The sequence below is a fragment of the Stenotrophomonas sp. STEN225 genome (assembly GCF_056756445.1).
Window position 1 is genome coordinate 1 of the sequence record NZ_JBRRBV010000011.1, and the last position, 17,307, is coordinate 17,307.

13 protein-coding genes and 1 rRNA gene are annotated in these 17,307 nt (G+C 67.6%); 9 read left to right on the top strand and 5 right to left on the bottom strand.

Annotation, left to right across the window (positions count from 1 at the left end; all coding sequences use genetic code 11):
* The first annotated feature begins 48 nt into the window (after positions 1-48).
* Positions 49-163 (top strand): 5S ribosomal RNA (gene rrf, locus ACVOJ1_RS12195).
* 66 nt (positions 164-229) lie between these two features.
* On the opposite strand, the gene ACVOJ1_RS12200 is transcribed toward rrf, so the two are convergent.
* Both ACVOJ1_RS12200 and hemH read right to left on the bottom strand, forming a co-directional pair.
* Positions 230-1,084, bottom strand: coding sequence for an alpha/beta fold hydrolase (locus tag ACVOJ1_RS12200; RefSeq protein WP_111187170.1), 855 nt, complete (start codon positions 1,082-1,084; stop codon positions 230-232).
* Positions 1,081-2,043 carry a ferrochelatase gene (gene hemH, locus ACVOJ1_RS12205; RefSeq protein ID WP_111187171.1) on the bottom strand — a complete coding sequence of 321 codons (963 nt, stop codon included), beginning with the start codon at positions 2,041-2,043 and terminating at the stop codon, positions 1,081-1,083. Before hemH ends, ACVOJ1_RS12200 begins: the two co-directional genes overlap by 4 nt.
* Before the next feature lie 166 nt (positions 2,044-2,209).
* Here hemH and ACVOJ1_RS12210 point away from each other — a divergent pair, with 166 nt between their 5' ends.
* The 4 genes from ACVOJ1_RS12210 (at position 2,210) to tatC (ending at position 4,653) form a co-directional block, all read left to right on the top strand.
* Complete coding sequence (locus tag ACVOJ1_RS12210) at positions 2,210-3,103, top strand: lipid-binding SYLF domain-containing protein (protein ID WP_111187172.1); 894 nt, start codon at positions 2,210-2,212, stop codon at positions 3,101-3,103.
* 75 nt (positions 3,104-3,178) lie between these two features.
* A complete protein-coding gene (gene tatA, locus ACVOJ1_RS12215) occupies positions 3,179-3,406 on the top strand; it encodes a Sec-independent protein translocase subunit TatA (protein ID WP_053517682.1) in 228 nt (75 codons plus the stop codon).
* Between the two features lie 15 nt (positions 3,407-3,421).
* The gene (tatB, locus tag ACVOJ1_RS12220; RefSeq protein ID WP_065181400.1) at positions 3,422-3,907 is read left to right on the top strand and encodes a Sec-independent protein translocase protein TatB; all 486 of its coding nucleotides are present in this window, start codon (positions 3,422-3,424) and stop codon (positions 3,905-3,907) included.
* On the top strand, positions 3,904-4,653 hold the full coding sequence (gene tatC, locus ACVOJ1_RS12225; RefSeq protein WP_010482410.1) for a twin-arginine translocase subunit TatC: 750 nt from the start codon (positions 3,904-3,906) through the stop codon (positions 4,651-4,653). The genes tatB and tatC overlap by 4 nt, the downstream gene beginning before the upstream one ends.
* A gap of 73 nt (positions 4,654-4,726) precedes the next feature.
* On the opposite strand, the gene ACVOJ1_RS12230 is transcribed toward tatC, so the two are convergent.
* The 3 genes from ACVOJ1_RS12230 to ACVOJ1_RS12240 are packed head-to-tail and all read right to left on the bottom strand — an operon-like array spanning position 4,727 to position 8,241.
* A complete protein-coding gene (locus tag ACVOJ1_RS12230) occupies positions 4,727-5,638 on the bottom strand; it encodes a BPSS1780 family membrane protein (protein WP_053517685.1) in 912 nt (303 codons plus the stop codon).
* 49 nt (positions 5,639-5,687) lie between these two features.
* A complete protein-coding gene (locus ACVOJ1_RS12235) occupies positions 5,688-6,434 on the bottom strand; it encodes a glutamine amidotransferase (RefSeq protein ID WP_053517686.1) in 747 nt (248 codons plus the stop codon).
* Complete coding sequence (locus tag ACVOJ1_RS12240; RefSeq protein WP_111187173.1) at positions 6,406-8,241, bottom strand: GspE/PulE family protein; 1,836 nt, start codon at positions 8,239-8,241, stop codon at positions 6,406-6,408. The genes ACVOJ1_RS12235 and ACVOJ1_RS12240 overlap by 29 nt, the downstream gene beginning before the upstream one ends.
* A gap of 83 nt (positions 8,242-8,324) precedes the next feature.
* Between ACVOJ1_RS12240 and glyQ the strand changes: the two genes are divergently transcribed.
* From glyQ to ACVOJ1_RS12260, 4 genes are all read left to right on the top strand, one after another.
* Positions 8,325-9,236, top strand: coding sequence for a glycine--tRNA ligase subunit alpha (glyQ, locus tag ACVOJ1_RS12245; RefSeq protein ID WP_053517689.1), 912 nt, complete (start codon positions 8,325-8,327; stop codon positions 9,234-9,236).
* An 84-nt stretch (positions 9,237-9,320) separates the two neighbouring features.
* On the top strand, positions 9,321-11,396 hold the full coding sequence (gene glyS / locus ACVOJ1_RS12250; RefSeq protein ID WP_346480488.1) for a glycine--tRNA ligase subunit beta: 2,076 nt from the start codon (positions 9,321-9,323) through the stop codon (positions 11,394-11,396).
* 176 nt (positions 11,397-11,572) lie between these two features.
* Positions 11,573-13,369 (top strand): autotransporter assembly complex protein TamA, encoded by a 1,797-nt coding sequence (locus ACVOJ1_RS12255; RefSeq protein WP_053517726.1) that lies wholly within the window; start codon positions 11,573-11,575, stop codon positions 13,367-13,369.
* The gene (locus tag ACVOJ1_RS12260; protein WP_346480489.1) at positions 13,366-17,223 is read left to right on the top strand and encodes a translocation/assembly module TamB domain-containing protein; all 3,858 of its coding nucleotides are present in this window, start codon (positions 13,366-13,368) and stop codon (positions 17,221-17,223) included. Before ACVOJ1_RS12255 ends, ACVOJ1_RS12260 begins: the two co-directional genes overlap by 4 nt.
* Positions 17,224-17,307: the final 84 nt, after the last annotated feature.

A 17,307-nucleotide genomic window follows, 5' to 3' on the forward strand; every position in this document is an offset into this window, starting at 1 on the left:
GGCTGGCGCCTTGTCCCATCGGGACGAGTGCGACTCTCCAAAAGCCTCCCTGGTGAAATTAGCGCTGTGGAACCACCCGATCCCATCCCGAACTCGGAAGTGAAACGCAGCTGCGCCGATGGTAGTGTGGCTCAAGCCATGCGAGAGTAGGTCATCGCCAGGGTTTATACCCAAAACCCCGCTGCTCACGCAGCGGGGTTTTTCTTTATGCGTTTCAACAGCCGATGTTTCAGCCGGCGTTGTCGTGCCCCAGAAACGGCTGGATCACTGCCGCGATCTGCGCAGGCGCTTCCATATGCAGGTGATGGTTGCCCGGAAACACGGCCAGGCGCCCGTCGCGCAGGTGCTGCAGTCGCTCGCTGCGCATCGGCTCGGGATAGTACGACTGCGCGGGAGTCGCGTAGATCACCTGCGTAGGGCAGGCGATGGCCTGCAGCAGGTTGTCGATCTGGCCCTCGCTGAGCCGGATGGCGGTGGGCAGCATCAGGCGCGGATCGCTGCACCAGCGATAGCCGCCCTCTACGGGTTCGACCCCGCGCTCGACCAGCAGGCGCGCGCAGCCTTCACTGAGCTGGTTGGTCATCATCCGCGCGCGGATCGGCGCGGCAAGATCGGGAAAGACCCTGAGCTGCTTGCGCGATAGCGCGCGCGTGGCAGTCACATGCTCACGCAGCCGATGCGCGGTGTCCTCTTCCGGTCCCCGCAGGCCACCCAGCGCTTCGATGGCGACCAGGCGTTCGATGCGGTCACTGACCGCCGCAGTGAGGCTGGCGATGCCCGCGCCCATCGAGTGGCCGAGCAGGCTGAAACGCTCCCAGCCCAGCGCGTCGGCCACGTCAAGCACGTGGCAGATCGCGGCAGCGGTGGTGTAGCTGGCGCCGGCCGGGAGATGGGCGCTGTGGCCATGGCCAGGCAGGTCGATGGCCACCAGATCCAGATGGGGCAGATGCGGTGCGAGTGGCACGAAGCTGGCGGCGTTATCCAGCCATCCGTGCAGGGCGAGCACACGCGGGCCGTCCCCGTGATTGCGCAGGCCGGCCACGCGCGCGCCGCCGACCTCGAGTTCGAACCCCTGCAGGCTCATGCCAGCGAGGCCACGGCCAGCCGCGCCAACGCACGCGCGTGCTCGGATCCATCGTTGAGACAGGGGATGTAACGCATCCGTGCGCCGCGTTCGGCGAGGGTTTCAGTGAACCCCATCTCGACTTCTTCCAGCGTTTCCAGGCAGTCGGTGGCAAAGCCGGGGCAGACCACGTCGATCTGCTTCACGCCGGCCTCGGCCAGCGCCCACAGGCTGGGTTCGGCGTACGGCTGCAACCAGCGCTCGCGCCCGAATCGCGACTGGTAGCCGAGCTGCCACTCGCTACGATCCAGGCCCAGCGCATTGGCGATCGCCTGCGCACTGGCTTCGCAGCGCTGCGGATAGGGATCACCGCCATCGGCCAGGCGCTGTGGAATGCCGTGGAAGGAGAACATCAACCTCTGACCACGGCCATGCGCCTGCCAGTAGCGCTGGATGGAGGCTGCCACGGCCGCGACCCAGTCCGGGTCGACCGAGTAGTCCTGTACCAGGCTGACCGTGATGGCCGGATTCCTGCGCTGCCAGGCATCGACACGATCCTCCACCGATGCGGTGGTGGTGGTCGAGTACTGGGGATAGAGCGGCAGCACGACGATGCGCCGCACGCCTTCCGCCGCCAGCCGGTCCAGTTCCGCGGTCAATGCGGGTTCGCCATAGCGCATCGCATGGCGCACGCGCAGGGTCGGCAGCAGAGCTTGCATGGCCTGCGCCAGCCGCCGGGTATGGACCATCAGCGGCGAGCCCTCGGGCAGCCAGACCTGGGCGTACTTGGCGGCCGAGCGGCCGCTGCGCAATGGCAGGATCAGGCCGCGCAGCAGCGGCTGCCACAGCAGCGCCGGAATCGACACCACGCGCGGGTCGGACAGGAACTCAGCCAGGTAACGGCGTACGGCGGGGGCCGTCGGCGTCTCGGGCGTGCCTAGGTTGACCGCCAGCACGGCGGTATCGGGTGCGTCGAGCATGGGTCTCATTGTCGCCGATCTGCCGCTGTATCGGGATGCAGGATCTGCATCGCAGGCATAGTCATCTCCGATGCGGGACCGATGACGCTCATTGCCGATTCATCACAACACTACTAATTTCAGTCACTTGCTATATCTTCCTATGGACTGACTTCTGGAGCCTGCCATGCGTCGCCCGATCCAAGCCCTGCTGATCGCTGCCAGCCTGCTGTCCAGCCAGGCCATGGCCGGGCCGCAGGAAGACCAGCGCGCCCGCAACGCGGTGCGTGTGCTGGCTGAAATCCAGGAAATCCCTGAGCAGGGGATTCCGGACAAATTGCTCGACGAAGGCCGCGCGGTCATCGTCATTCCCGACACGATCAAGGCAGGCCTGGTCATTGGTGGCCGCCGTGGACATGGCCTGATGTCGGTCCGCATGCCGAACGGCGCCTGGTCCAACCCGGTCTTCGTCAAGCTCACCGGCGGCAGCATTGGCTTCCAGGCCGGCGTGCAGTCATCAGACGTGGTGCTGGTGTTCCGCAACGACCGCAGCCTGGACAACCTGGTCAACGGCAAGTTCACCCTGGGCGCCGATGCCGGTGTGGCGGCCGGTCCGGTCGGCCGCAATGCGGCCGCGGCCACCGACGGCCAGCTCAAGGCCGAAATCTGGTCGTGGTCGCGTGCGCGTGGCCTGTTCGCCGGCGTCGCCCTGGACGGTGCGGTGCTGCAGATCGACGATGCCGCCAACCTTGACGCCTATGGCAGCAACACCACGCCGCGCATGATCTTCGAGGGCCGGGCAGCAGGTGCGCCGTCGATGGATGTGGTTGCCTTCCGTGATCGCCTGGAGGAGGCGACCTATGCCGCGCGCAACAACCGCAGTGGCAATGGTGGCACGGCCTCGCGTCCGGCTCCGGCGCCGACGGTCGCACCGCCGCCTGTTCAGGCAGCCCCGGCGGTCCCGGCGGAAGCCACCACCGCGCCCCTGCAGAACGTGCCGCAGAACCCGCCGCCACAGCAGCAGGGCTTCCAGCCGGTCAATGAAGGCGAAATCCGCACGGAGACGCTGGGCGGGAACTGACTTTCGTCACGCGCGCCGGCTAACGGCCGGTGCGCTATGCTCGACAGCCTGATCACTAACGTAACGAGCGTCTTTATGGGCAGTTTCAGCATCTGGCATTGGTTGGTCGTGCTGGCCATCGTCCTGCTGGTGTTCGGCACCAAGCGTCTGACCAGCGGCGCCAAGGACCTCGGTTCGGCGGTCAAGGAATTCAAGAAGGGCATGCGCGACGAGGACAAGCCGAACGCGCAGCTGGGCGATGAGACGCGCAGCCAGGACGCCTCGCGCACCGCGCAGGACGAGCACGACCGCAACGCACGCTGATCCGGAGCGGTCGCGGTGTTTGATATCGGCTTCAGCGAACTGCTGGTCATTGCGGTGGTCGCCCTGGTGGTGCTCGGTCCCGAGCGTCTGCCCAAGGCGGCCCGTTTTGCCGGCCTGTGGGTCCGTCGTGCCCGCAATCAGTGGGACTCGGTGAAACAGGAACTGGAGCGCGAACTGCAGGCCGAAGAGATCAAGCGGCAGATGCAGGACGTGCGGCAGGGCATGCAGGACACCGAGAACCAGTTGCGTGCCAGCGGCGAGGCGATCCGGCGCGAAGCCGCGCAGGCACAGCAGCAGGGTGATGCGCTGGCGCAGGAGACGCGGGCACCGGCGCCGGCGGACCTGCCGCCGCATGTCAGCCAGGCACAGCAGGCTGCGCCTCCCGCGTCCATGGGCGACGGCACTGCGGCCGATGCCGGCGGGGCGTCCGCTGCATCCGCAGCGGATGTAGACGACACCCGTCCGGTGCCAGCGTCGCAGAGCGAGGAGCGCGGCCGATGAGCGAACAGGATTTCGGCGAGAGCTCGCTGGTTGAGCATCTGGTGGAGCTTCGCGGCCGCCTGGTGCGTGCGCTGCTGGGCCTGGGCGTGGTGCTGCTGGCACTGCTGCCCTTTACCCAGAAGTTGTACAACGCGCTAGCCGAACCGCTGGTCTCGCAGCTGCCGAACGGCCAGACGATGATCGCCACCAACCCGGCCGGCGCCTTCTTCGCTCCGTTGAAGCTGACCTTCTTCGTCGCGCTGTTCGTGGCGGTGCCGTGGCTGCTGTACCAGTTGTGGGCCTTCGTCGCGCCGGGACTGTATGCCCGCGAAAAACGCCTGGCGGTGCCCCTGCTGGTGTCGTCGGTGCTGCTTTTCTACACCGGTTGCGCCTTCGCGTATTTCCTGGTGTTGCCGGCGGTGTTCCACTTCCTCACCACCTTCAGCCCCGATGTGATCGCGATCACTCCGGATGCCAACGCTTACCTGGATTTCGTGCTGGCGATCTTCTTCGCCTTCGGTGGCAGCTTCGAGCTGCCGGTGGCGATGGTGATCCTGGTACTGCTGGGATGGGTGACGCCGCAGCAGTTCAAGGAGGGCCGTGGCTACGCGATCGTGGGCATCTTCGTGGTGGCGGCCGTGCTGACGCCGCCGGACGTGGTCTCGCAGCTGATGCTGGCGATCCCGATGTGCCTGCTGTACGAACTGGGCATCCATGCCGCGCGATGGCTGGTGCCGTCCTCGGTGGTGAAGAAGCCCGCCGCGTGATGCGGCAGCGCCGGGCCATGCCCGGCATGGGTAGAGCCCGCCGGGCATGGCCCGGCGCTACCGTTGGGCGTGCTCAGGCGTGGAAGACGTCGTTCGCCGGCGGCGTGGCCGGAACCGGCGGAGCGCCACGGCTGCCACGGTGCACGAACATCTGCTTCCAGGCGGCATACACCGCGCCGACGTACAGCGGCATCACCACGGTGGTCAGCAGCAGCTGTGCGATGAACACAGCCACCATCTGCCCCCCCAGCAGCATCGCGATCTGGATCACGATCACGAACAGGATGTAGCCGCAGAAGGCGGCGATCACGCCGAGCACGGCGAACACCGCCATCGCCGCGATGTTCTCGATGCAGCCCTGCAGGCTCAGGCGCAGCGCGTGCATGCCGCTCTGCTTGTCGAACACCACCAGCGCTGGCTGGGTGAACATCGCCAGGGTCAGGGCGATGGCGGTCACGAACACCAGCAGCATCCACAGTGCGATGCGCGTGGCCGGCAGCTGGGCGACCAGTTCGGCGGCGGCTTCGGGGCTGACCTGCTGGTTGCTGCGGGCGATCTCTTCCATCCGTGCCATGACGTCGCTGAAGGCGGCGAAGCCTTCGCGACCGATCATCAGGTACAGCAGCACGCCCAGCAGCAGGACCACCAGCACCTGGATCGCCAGCGGCACCAGCAGGTGGCTGACGCGGTGGTCACGGATCGGCTGCAGCAGGTGGGTGACGAGGCCGGGCCGGCCATCGTCGATCTCGCCCATGGCGTACAGCATGCCGCCGAACATGATCGGCGAGACGGCCAGGGTCATCAGCTGCACGGCCAGACCGAGCGCGCCGGGCACCAGGGTGGACAGCAGGGTGACCACCCAGCTGACCAGCATCCAGGTCAGGCCGATCCGCGCCAGCTGCAGCGGTGCACGCCGGTACAGGGAGAACGTATCCAGCAACCACTGGGCGCCCGCCGAGGCCGGCAGCTTGCGAATCTCTTTCATGGACATCCGGAGAGGACAGAAGGGGAGCGGGCAGTACCCGCGCCGCCGATTATCCCTGTTTTGCCGCCGGCTGGGCTGAAGACTGCCGTGCCTGGCGGACGAAACGGCGCAGCAGCTGCCGGGCCAGGGGGGCGGCGCTGACCGCGCGCTCGATGCTGCGGGCGCAGCCACCATGGCGGCCGATGCAGTCGGCCCGCGCACGCACGTAGCCGCGCATGTGGTGGGTGGCGAACTCGGGATGGAACTGCACGCCCCACGCCTGCCGGCCCCAGCGGAAGGCATGGCAGCCATCCTGCGGCGACCGTGCCAGCACGGCGGCCCCCTCGGGGGCACGCAGTACGGTCTGCAGATGGGTCGCGTGTGCCGCGAAATGCTGCGGCAGCCCCTGGAACAGGGGGTCCTGTGCTGCCTGCGGCTGCAGCTCCAGTTCAATGGTGCCCGACTCGCGTCCGGCCGGGTTGTAGGCCACTTCGCCGCCCAGCGCATGCGCCAGCAGCTGGTGCCCGTAGCAGATGCCGAACACCGGCACGTCATCGTGGGCGGCCTGCCGCAGCCACGCCGCGCTGCGCTCGCTCCAGTCGGCGTGGTCGGTGACGAAAGCGGCCGAGCCGGTCACCATCACCCCGGCGAACGCGCGCGGGTCGGGCAGGACGCCGCCGTGTTCGACATCGACCACCACCGTCTCGTGTTCTTCCAGGCCGGCGGCGACGCGGATCCAGTGCGGGAAACGCCCATAACGACGCAGCGAGGGCACTGGACGGCCGGTTTCAAGAATCAGGAAGGGCGCTGGGTTCATCCGGGGGCGGCAGGACAGACAGGACTTCCTCGATTGTAGTCAGCCCCTGCGCCACCTTTTCAAGCCCCGCCTGGCGCAGGGTCCGCAGGCCCTCGGCACGGGCGGCACGGCTGAAACCGGCCAGATCCATGTCGGCGCGGATCTGCGCGCGAAGCCGCGAACCCAATGGCAGCAACTCATACAGGCCGATGCGGCCGAGGAAACCGGTGCGCCGGCACTCCAGGCAACCGACCGGCCGACAGGGCGTGGCGGCATCTGGATATGCGGCATGGCTATCAGCCAGTACCGCCCAATCGGCGGCACCGAGCGTATGCGGCTGCTTGCAGTGCGGGCACAGGGTGCGCACCAGGCGCTGGGCGAGGATGCCGTTGACGGTGGAGGCCAGCAGGTAATGCGGCACGCCCAGGTCGAGCAGGCGGGTGATGGCCGAGGGGGCGTCGTTGGTGTGCAGGGTGGACAGCACCAGATGGCCCGTCAGCGACGCCTGTACCGCCATCTGCGCGGTTTCCAGGTCGCGGATCTCGCCGATCATGATGATGTCCGGATCCTGCCGCAGCAGGGTGCGTACGCCGCTGGCGAAGTCCAGGTCGATGTTGGTCTGCACCTGCATCTGGTTGAACTCCGGCGCGATCATCTCGATCGGATCCTCCACCGTGCACACGTTCACGTCCGGGGTGGCCAGGCGCTTGAGCGTGGAGTAGAGGGTGGTGGTCTTGCCGGAGCCGGTCGGGCCGGTCACCAGCACGATGCCGTGCGGACGCTCGACCAGGGCGTTCCAGCCGGCAGCCTCCTGCGGGCTGAAACCCAGCTGGTCGATGCTCTTGAACGCCGCATCCGGGTCGAAGATGCGCATCACGCACTTCTCGCCGAACGCTGTGGGCATGGTCGACAGGCGCATTTCCACCTCGCGCCCACCCGGTGACCGGGTCTTGATGCGGCCATCCTGCGGCCGGCGACGCTCGGCCAGGTCCATGCGGCCCAGCACCTTGATGCGGCTGACCACGGCGGTCATCACCGCCGGAGGCACCTCGAACACCTTGTGCAGCACGCCATCGATGCGGAACCGCATGCGGCCCATGTCGCGGCGCGGTTCCAGGTGGATGTCCGACGCACGCTGCTCATAGGCGTACTGCAGCAGCCAGTCGACGATGTGCACGATGTGCTGGTCGTCGGCATTGACGTCGCCGGTGCGGCCGAGCTCGACCAGCTGCTCGAAGCTGGGCAGGGCGGTGTTCACCTCGCCGCGCACGTCGCCGCGCGCGCCACGCACCGAGCGCGTGACGCCGTAGAACTCCATGGTGTAGCGGTGCAGGTCCAGCGGATTGACCACGGCCAGCTCGATGCGGCGGCGGGTCAGGTGCTGCAGGTCGCGGCGCCATTCCTGTACCAGCGGTTCGCTGGTGGCCACCAGCACGCGTTCGGCGTCCACCGCCAGTGGCAGGAAGCGATGGCGGCGCGCATAGGCGTGCGAAACCAGGGCCGTGACCGCCGCCACATCGACGCGGGTCGGGTCGATGCGCAGGTAGCGGGTGCCGGTGCGCCGCGCCAACCACTCGGTGAGGCGTTCCAGGGTCAGTTCTCCGCCGTCGCTGGCGGCAAGCTTGAGGTTGGACAGCAGTACCAGCGGATGGACTTCACTGGCGTTGCGGGCGCCCTGCGCGGAAAACCGCACGCGCTCGCGGTCCTGCCCGGCCACCAGGCCATCGGCCAGCAGTGCGGCCGAGACCTGTTCAAACAGCAGGCGGCCCCACGGCAGCGGTACCGCGCCGGGCTCGCCGGGCGTGCCCGCCGGCAGCCGATGTTCCATCTGCCTGCTCCTCCCGGGTACGGAATGCCCCGCAGGTCGGCCGTTATACTAGCGCACCCCCTTGCCGGCCAAGAATCGTCCGCATGTCCGCGACCCCGACCGTTCCGATCACCTTCCAGGGCCTGATCCAGACCCTGAACCAGTTCTGGGCCCAGCAGGGCTGCGTGCTCATCCAGCCGCTCGACCTGGAGGTGGGCGCCGGTACGTTCCACCCGGCGACCTTCCTGCGTGCGATCGGTCCGGAAGGCTGGAACGCGGCCTACGTGCAGCCCTCGCGCCGTCCCACCGACGGCCGTTACGGCGAGAACCCGAACCGCCTGCAGCGCTATTACCAGTACCAGGTGGCGATGAAGCCGGCGCCGGACAACATCCAGCAGCTGTACCTGGATTCGCTGCAGGCGCTGGGCATCGACCCGCTGGTGCACGACCTGCGCTTCGTCGAGGACAACTGGGAGTCGCCGACCCTGGGTGCCTGGGGCCTGGGCTGGGAGGTCTGGCTCAACGGCATGGAAGTGACCCAGTTCACCTACTTCCAGCAGGCCGGTGGCCTGGAGTGCCGTCCGGTGCTGGGCGAGATCACCTACGGTCTCGAGCGCCTGTGCATGTACCTGCAGAACTGCGACAACGTCTACGACCTGGTGTGGACCTACGGGCCGGACGGGCAGCCGGTGACCTACGGTGACGTCTATCACCAGAACGAGGTGGAGCAGAGCACCTACAACTTCGAGCATGCCGACGTGGAAGAAATGTTCCACCGCTTCGACGCCTGCGAGCGCGAGGCGCAGAAGCTGGTCGAAGTGGGCCTGCCGCTGCCGGCCTACGAGCAGGTGATGAAGGCCAGCCACACGTTCAACCTGCTGGATGCGCGCCGCGCCATCAGCGTGACCGAACGCCAACGCTACATCCTGCGCGTGCGTGCGCTGGCCCAGGCGGTGGCCCGGGCCTACTACGAGCAGCGCGAGAAGCTGGGCTTCCCGGGCGCGAAGAAAGCCTGACGGCCGCTCTCCCACCCTGCTTTTCATCACCCCCGGGGCGCCGGACGCGTTGCGCGCTGCGCCCCCCACCACAGGATCGAACCGATGAGCCAATTGTCCCCCCTGCTGATCGAACTGGGCACCGAGGAGTTGCCGGTCAAGGCGCTGCCGGGCCTGGCCCAGGCGTTTTTCGACGGTGTTGTCGAAGGCCTGCGCAAGCGCGGCATTGCGCTGGACACGGGCGATGCACGTCCGCTGTCCACCCCGCGCCGGTTGGCCGTGCTGCTGCCGGGCGTCGGCCTGGAACAGCCGGAGCAGCACAGCGAAGTGCTGGGCCCGTACCTGAACATCGCGCTGGATGCCGAAGGCCAGCCGACCAAGGCATTGCAGGGCTTCGCCGCCAAGGCCGGCATCGACTGGACCGCGCTGGAGAAGACCACCGACAACAAGGGTGAGCGTTTCGTGCATCGCGCGGTGACGCCGGGCGCGAGCACCGCCGATCTGCTGCCCGAGATCCTGCGCGAGGCCATCGCCGCCATGCCGATCCCCAAGCCGATGCGCTGGGGCGACCACCCGTGGGGCTTCGCGCGGCCGGTGCATTGGCTGGTGCTGCTGCACGGCAAGGACGTGGTCGCGGCCGAGGTGTTCGGCCTCAAGGCCGACCGCATGAGCCGTGGCCATCGCTTCCACCATGACAAGACCGTGTGGCTGACCCAGCCGCAGGACTACGTCGAATCGCTGCGCGCGGCCCATGTGCTGGTCGACCCGGCCGAGCGCCGCGCGCGCATCGTCGCCGAGGTCGAAGCCGCCGCCGGCAAGGCTGGCGGCAGTGCGCGCATCACCGAGGACAATCTTGAGCAGGTGGTGAACCTGGTCGAGTGGCCCTCGGCAGTGCTGTGCAGCTTCGAGCGCGCCTTCCTGGCCGTGCCGCAGGAAGCGTTGATCGAAACGATGGAGATCAACCAGAAGTTCTTCCCGGTGCTGGATGACGCGGGCACGCTGACCGAGCAGTTCATCGGCATCGCCAACATCGAGTCGAAGGATGTGGCCGAAGTGGCCAAGGGCTACGAACGCGTGATCCGCCCGCGCTTCGCCGATGCCAAGTTCTTCTTCGATGAAGACCTGAAGCAGGGGCTGGCCGCGATGGGCGAGGGCCTGAAGACCGTGACCTACCAGGCCAAGCTGGGCAGCGTGGCGGACAAGGTCGCGCGCGTGGCGGCGCTGGCCGAAGCGGTTGCCGTGCAGGTGGGTGCCGATCCGGTGCAGGCCCGCCGCAGCGCGGAGTTGGCCAAGAACGACCTGCAGTCGCGCATGGTCAACGAGTTCCCGGAACTGCAGGGCATCGCCGGCCGCCATTACGCGGTGGCGGGCGGAGAATCGCCGGACGTGGCGCTGGCCCTCGACGAGGCGTACCAGCCGCGCTTCGGTGGCGATGACATCGCGCTGTCGCCGCTGGGCAAGGTGCTGGCCATCGCCGAGCGTGTGGACACACTGGCCGGCGGGTTCGCGGCGGGCCTGAAGCCGACCGGCAACAAGGATCCCTTTGCCCTGCGCCGCAACGCACTGGGCCTGGCCCGTACGATCATCGAGAGTGGCTTCGAGCTGGACCTGCGCGCGCTGCTGGCCAGCGCCAACCAGGGCCTGGCTGCGCGTGGCGTGCAGGCCGATGTGGGTGAGCTGTACGACTTCATCCTGGATCGCCTGAAGGGCTATTACGCCGACAAGGGCGTGCCGGCCACCCACTTCAACGCGGTCGCCGAACTGAAGCCGGCGTCGCTGTACGACTTCGATCGCCGCCTCGACGCGATCGGCACGTTTGCAGCGCTGCCCGAGGCCGAGGCCCTGGCCGCCGCGAACAAGCGCATCCGCAACATCCTCCGTAAGGCTGAAGGCGACATTCCGGGCCAGATCGACCCGTCGCTGCTGCAGGAGGAGGCCGAGCGCGCGCTGGCCGAAGCCGTCACCGCCGCCATCGACGACACGGGCGCCAGCCTGCATCAGAAGGACTACGTGGCCGTGCTGGCCCGCCTGGCCCGCCTGCGCCCGCAGGTCGATGCATTCTTCGATGGTGTGATGGTCAATGCCGAAGACCCCGCACTGCGCGGCAATCGCCTGGCGCTGCTGACCCTGCTGGGCGAGCGACTGGGCAAGGTCGCCGCGATCGAGCATCTGTCGAGCTGAGTGGTCACGCCGGGCCACGCCCGGCGAACGCGCGGTGTGGTGCTGGAAGAAGCCGCCGGGCATGGCCCGGCGTTACCGACATCATGCGGATGATGTCGGTAACGCGTATTTTGACCGCCACTTAACAACCGATGCCTGAAGGCGTGATGCATTTCGCATCGTCACGTTGGGTCGGTATGCTGTGCCGCATGCAGCCAAAGAAATACGCCCTGCCGCTGATGGTCCTGTCGCTGGTCGCCACCCCCGTGGCCCACGCGCGCGGCACCATCGACAAGGTGGACATCAAGGGATTGGACAAGGGCGACGACGCCGCGATCATCGAGAACATCCAGGAATCGCTCACGCTGTACGACACGATCGGCAAGGAGCAGGGTGAATCGCGGCTGGAGTACCTGCTGTCACAGGCCGAGCGGCAGACCCGGCAGGCGTTGGAGCCGTTCGGGTACTACAACCCGGTGATCACGGTGGAGGCGCCGCGCCAGGACGAGCATGTGCAGGTGCTGATCCACGTCGACAAGGGCACGCCGGTGACGGTGCGGCGCGAGCACATCGACATCACCGGCCCGGCCATGTACGACCAGTACCTGCAGGATGACCTGACCGCCTTCAAGCCGCGCAAGGGCCAGCGTTTCGAACATACCCAGTACGAAGCCAGCAAGATCACCATCACCCGCCGCCTGGCCGAGCGTGGCTACTTCGATGCCGATTACACCCAGCGCCAGGTACAGATCACCCGCGCCGACAACGCCGCGGACATCGACCTGACCTGGGACAGCGGCCGCCGCTACAACATGGGCCCGGTCCGGTTCGAGCAGGATTACTTCGTCGACAAGCTGTTCGATCCGCTGGTGTACTGGGAACAGGGCAGCTACTACCACGAAGGCAAGCTGGACCGGCTGCGCGAGTCGCTGACCAAGCTCGACTACTTCAGCGTGATCGACATCCAGCCGCGGCCGGACCAGGCCGACGACAATGGTGAGGTGCCGGTCGACGTCAAGCTGACCCGTGCCAAGCGCACGATCTACACCGCGGGCCTGAGCTACGGCAGCGAGAGTGGTCCCGGTGTACGCGGCGGTGTCGAGCGGCGGTTCCTCAACAACCGCGGCCACAAGATGAACACCCAGCTGGACTATGCGCAGAAGCGCAAGAGCCTGGTGACCAGCTACCGGATTCCCGCGTTCGCCTGGCTTGATGGCTGGTATACCTTCGCCGCCAGCGCCTACGACGAGCAGACCGACTACATCGACCTGCGCAACTTCAAGCTGATCGCCAGCCGCAGCGGCGAGATCAACGAATACTGGACCGCGATCGCGTCGGTCAACGCGCTGCGCGAGCGCTGGCGCTATGCATCGGGTACCGAGTTCACCGACGCGGTCTACAACACCTCCACGCTGGTCTATCCGCAGCTGGTGGCCGACTACGTCAATGTCGATGACGAGATGTTCCCGCGCAAAGGCATCAGCGGCACGGCCACCGTGCGCGCGGGCGTTGAAGGCGCCGGTTCCGATACCAGCTTCGTGCAGGCCAATGCCGTGCTTCGCTGGTACGTTCCGGTGGGCGAAAGCAACCGCCTGATCCTGCGTGGCGAGGGGGGCACCACCTGGACCAGCGATCTGGTGGCGATGCCACCCAGCCTGCGCTACTTCGCTGGCGGTGACCGCAGCATCCGTGGCTATGCCTACCGCGAGGTGGGCCCGCGCACGCCCGCGCCGGACAAGTACGCGCTGGGTGCCAAGAACCTGGTGATCGGCTCGGCCGAGTACGAGCACTACTTCAACGGTGGCCCCTGGGGTGCGGCGGTATTCGTCGATACCGGCAGTGCCTTCGACAACACCATCGACCTGCATACCGGTGTGGGCTTCGGCGTGCGCTGGAAGTCGCCGGTGGGCCCGGTGCGCATCGACGTGGCCCACGGCCTGAACAACCCGGATTCGCAGTTCCAGCTGTATCTGAATATCGGAGCGGACCTGTGAGCACGCCCGCACAGACCCCGGGAACACCGCCGCCGCGCGTGCGCTTCTATCGCCGCCGCCGCTTCTGGGCATGGTCCGGCGTGGGCGTGCTGGGTCTGGTCCTGCTCGGCCTGCTGCTGCTGTACTGGCTGCTGCAGACCGTGGCCGGCCGTGACGTGCTGCTGGCGCAGGTGGTCGCGCGCCTGCCGGTGGGTGCCAGCTTCACCTGGGACAAGGTGGAAGGACCGGTGGCCGGCCCGCTGACGCTCCACAACGTCGACTTCCGCTATGACGACATCCACTTCCATGCCGAGCGCGCGTACCTGGAGCCGGACCTGCGCCCGCTGCTGGGCCGCAAACTGCTGCTCGACAGGCTGGAACTGACCAATGCCTCGCTGAACCTGGCCAAGAGCGAGGAGCCGTTCAAGCTGCCGTCGTGGCCGGACTCGCTGCCGCAGATCGAGATGCCGCTGGCCATCCAGGCCGACGCCATCGCCATCGACGGTTTCCGGGTGACCCAGGCCGGTGAACCGGTGATCGACATCAGCCGCGTGCGCGGCGGCGTGGAAATCGCCAACGGCGAATTCCAGGCGCGCGCGCTGGTCGTGGACAGCGATATGGGCAACTTCACCGCCCAGGGCCGCTACATCCCGGCCAAGGACTACGACACCGACGTGACCGTCACCGCGGTGCTGCCGGCGCCGCGTGGGCGCACGGCCGCCACGCTCGGCCTGGTTGCACGGGGCAATCTGGCGCACATGGAAGTGGCCGTGGCCGGGCGCGCGCCCAAACCGCTGCATGCGATGCTGGTGTTTGACGGGCGGACCGATCCGAGCTGGAGCGCGACCGTGCGCAGCGACGAACTGGACCCGGCTCTGCTGTCGCCAGCGCTCGCGGGTTCGGCCATCGCGCCACTCGCGCTGGATTTCAGCGCCACCGGCAAGGGCGGCAACGCCCAGCTGCGCGGCACGGTGAAGCAGGGCGAGCAGGCGCTGGAGCTGGCGCCCTCGGTCATCTCGCTGCAGGACCAGGTGCTGAAGGTCTCGCCGCTGGTGGTGAAGGGACTGGGGGGCGAGGCACGCCTGGAAGGTACCGCTGATTTCAGCCAGGAAGACCAGCAGAAACTCGATTTCTCGGTCATCGCCCATGATCTGACCTGGGTGCCGGCGGAGGATCCGAACACCGTCGGTGGTCCGCCCGTACCGGTGACACTGAAGGAAGCCCGCTTCGGCCTGGCAGGGACGCTGAAGGCATGGGCTGCGATCGGTCGTGCCGACGTGGAGCGTGAGCAGCAGAAGGCGCAGCTGCGTTTCGACGTGCGCGGCAACGACCAGGCGGCCTCGATCCGCGAGCTGCAGGCGCAGACGCCCGGCGGGCAGTTGCAGGTGGAGGGCCAGGTGGCATGGGCCCCGCAGCTGGACTGGGATGCCAAGGCCACATTGAACGACTTCGATCCGGGCTATTTCGTGCCTGGATGGAATGGCCGGCTGTCGGGCAATTTGGCGTCCAAGGGCCGCCAGCTGCCGCCGCCGGCAAATGCCCCGCCGGGTACTGCCGGCACGCTGGAAGCCACGGTCGATCTGCCGTCGCTGAAGGGCGTGCTGCGTCAGCGCAACCTTGATGCGCAGGGCAAGTTCGCGCTGCAGGGCGAACAGGGCCAGGGCGAGCTGAAGCTGGCCGTCGGCAGCAGCCGGGTCACCGCCTCGGGCAAGGTGGGCGACCGCCTGGACATCGACGCACGTTTCGAACCGCTGCAGCTGAGCGACCTGCTGCCTGGCGCCGATGGCGGCCTGCGCGGGCAGGTACAGGTGACCGGCCCGCGTGACGCACCGGACATCACCGCGGACCTGGTCGGCAACAACCTCAACTGGGACGGCTATGGCGCCGAGAGCCTGAGCATCAAGGGGCGACTGCCGTGGCGTGGCGACAGCGGCACGCTGGCCGTGCAGGGACAGCAGGTCAACGCCGGCATGCTGCTGGAACGGTTGAACATCGATGCGCAGGGCAGCGTGTCGAACCTGCGCCTGGCGGCACAGACCCGCAACGAACTGGGCGCGATCGACCTGCAGGGCAGCCTGCGCCAGCAGGGCCAGCAATGGCGGGGCGAACTGGCTTCGCTGCGTATCGCACCGGTGAAGGGCGATGCCTGGGCGCTGCGCGCGCCGGCCGCCTTCGCCATCAACAATGGCAGCTACACGCTGGCCGAGGCCTGCCTGGCTGCCGCCAGCAGCGGGGCGCTCTGTGCGCAGGCGAACTGGCCGCGCGAGGGCCTGGTGGTGCGCGGCGATGCGTTGCCGCTGGCACTGGTGCAGCCGTGGCTGCCGCCGCAGTCCGGACGTCGCATCTACCTGCGCGGCGAGCTCGGTCTGGATGCGCAGATCCGGCCGCGCGGCAATGCGTGGGAAGGACACGTCGAAGTGCGTTCGCTGGAGGGCGGGGTGCGCCTGGGCGAGAACCGCAACGTCGGTGGCGACAGCACCCGGGGCGAACTGGTGCGTTATGACCAGTTCTCGCTGAAGCTGGACATGACCCCGGCCAGCATCAAGGGCTATCTGGGCATGGGCTTCCAGGGCAACGGCTTCGTCGATGCCAGGATGCAGACCGGCTGGGAAGCCAGCGCGCCGTTGAACGGTGAGCTCTACCTCAACATGTCGCGGCTGTACTGGCTGGAGCTGTTCTCGCCGGACATCGTGCGCCCGACCGGCCTGATCGAGGGCCACGTCAGCCTGCGCGGTACCCGTGGCCAGCCATCGCTGGGCGGCGACGCGCAGCTGAGCAATTTCAAGGGCGAATTCCCCGCGCTGGGGCTGACGTTCGACCAGGGCAAGGGCAGCTTCGTCGCCCAGCCCGACGGCTCGGCCAAGATCACCGCGCAGGCCAACTCGGGCCAGGGCACGCTGTATGTCGATGGCGGCCTGTCCTGGTTCGGTGATGCGCAGCCGCTGCAGCTGAAGATCCACGGCGAGAACGTGCTGGTGTCCAATACCAGCGAACTGCGCATCGTCGCCAACCCCAATCTGGACTTCACCCTGGCCAAGGCTGCGATGGAGCTGCGTGGCACCGTGCATGTGCCGGAGGCGGACATCGATCTTGAGCGGCTGGATCGCGGCACGTCGGTTTCCGAGGACGTGGTGGTGCTGGACCCGGCCGATCCGGAGGAATCGCGCACCTCGCCGCTGGACATGGACCTGACCGTCAGCCTGGGCGACAAGGTGAAGATGACCGGCTTCGGCCTGAAGGGCGCGCTGACCGGCAAGATGCAGGTCTGGGCCAAGCCCGGTCGCGAGATGACCGCCAATGGCGGGCTGGAGGTCAGTGGCCGCTACAAGGCCTATGGCCAGGACCTGACCATCACCCGCGGCAACCTCAACTGGAACTACAACGCCGTATCCGACCCGCGCATCAACATCCGCGCCGAGCGCCGGATCGGTGATGTCACTGCTGGCATCGACGTGACCGGCCGTGCACAGCAGCCGCGTGCGGACGTGTGGTCCGACCCGGCGATGTCGCAGTCCGAAGCGCTGGCCTATCTGGTGCTGGGCCGCAGCCTCACCGGTGCCAGCAGCGACCAGGCCCAGCAGGTCAATGCAGCCTCGGCCGCACTGTCGGCCGGCAGCGGCCTGCTGGCATCGCAGCTGGGGGCCAAGCTGGGCCTGGACGATGCGGGCGTGAGCCAGTCGCGCGCGCTGGGCGGATCGGTGATCGGCGTGGGCAAGTACATCTCGCCCAAGCTGTATGTGGGCTATGGCGTATCGCTGGTCGGCGCCGGTTCGGTGATCACCCTGAAGTATCTGCTGCGCCGCGGTTTCGACGTGGAAGTGGAGTCGAGCACGGTGGAAAACCGCGGCTCGATCAACTGGCGGCGGGAGAAGTAACCCGCCGCCATCGACCGGTAGCGCCGGGCCGCGCCCGGCCCCCAACCATCGGCCGTTGCCCCTGCCGGCCCCAGCGGCTATGGT